This window comes from Kitasatospora sp. NPDC059747 (assembly GCF_042732955.1).
Taxonomy (GTDB): domain Bacteria; phylum Actinomycetota; class Actinomycetes; order Streptomycetales; family Streptomycetaceae; genus Kitasatospora.
Genome location: NZ_JBHWGV010000074.1, coordinates 46225 through 47109 on the forward strand (window position 1 = coordinate 46225; position 885 = coordinate 47109).

Genomic DNA, 885 nt, shown 5'->3' on the forward strand with positions numbered 1-885 from the left:
GCGGGGGGGGGGGGGCGCCCCCCGCCCGCGGCCGCCCCCCCCCCCCGGGCCCCGCGGCCCCCCCCGCCCGCGGGCGGGCGGCCGGGCGCCCCGGGGGGGGCCCCCCCCCGGCCCCGCGATGTCGCGGCCCGGCCCCGGAGGTGTCACGGCCGGCCCCGTGGTGTCGCTGCCCCGGCCACCGCCGGTGTCGTGGGCGGGTCCTACGATGAGCCGATGGACTATCTGAGCCTGGCCGAGGTGGAGACGATCGCACGGCGCGCGCACGAGGGGCAGGTCGACAAGAACGGCCACCCCTACAGCGAGCACATCGCTGCGGTGGCGCGGGGGACGGCGGAGCGCGGCGGCAGCGAGGCGCAGATCGCGGCGGGCTGGCTGCACGACACCGTCGAGGACGACCGGCTGAGCCGCGAGTGGCTGGAGGGCGCCGCGCTGGCGGAGTCCACCAAGGCGATCGTGGACGCGCTGACCAAGCGGCCGGGCGAGCCGGTCGAGGAGTACACCGCCCGGATCCTGGCCACGCCGGGGGCGCTGCTGGTCAAGCGCGCCGACCTGGCACACAACTCGGACCCGGCGCGGCTCGCGGTGCTGGACGCGGCGACGGCCGAGCGGCTGCGCGCGAAGTACGCGCGGATGCGCGAGCTGCTGGGGCTCACCGGCGAGCTCTGACGGCGGCGCCCGGAGGCCGGCGAGGGGGCGCCGGCCGGCGGGGGCGCGGAAGCCACGGAAGGGCGGACAGCACGGGCGGAAACCACGGAAGGGCCCGTGCCACGCGGATCGCGCGGGCCCGGGCCCCTACGGGGCACCCCGGGGGGCCCCGGACCGCCCCCCGGGGGGGGGGGGGGAGGTGCGCGTGGGGGGGGAGCGGGGCGGCTGGCCCGGGGGTGG

General features: G+C 81.0%; 1 protein-coding gene. It reads left to right on the top strand.

The genetic code is table 11. The features are described from left to right. Positions 1-213: 213 nt before the first annotated feature. Positions 214-666, top strand: a complete 453-nt coding sequence (locus ACFV4G_RS28265) for an HD domain-containing protein (protein ID WP_380444931.1) — start codon at positions 214-216, stop codon at positions 664-666. Positions 667-885 lie beyond the last annotated feature (219 nt).

Bases quoted from the DNA above. Each gene is read 5' to 3' on its own strand.
- ACFV4G_RS28265 (WP_380444931.1), top strand. From the start codon at position 214: ATGGACTATCTGAGCCTGGCCGAGGTGGAGACGATCGCACGGCGCGCG.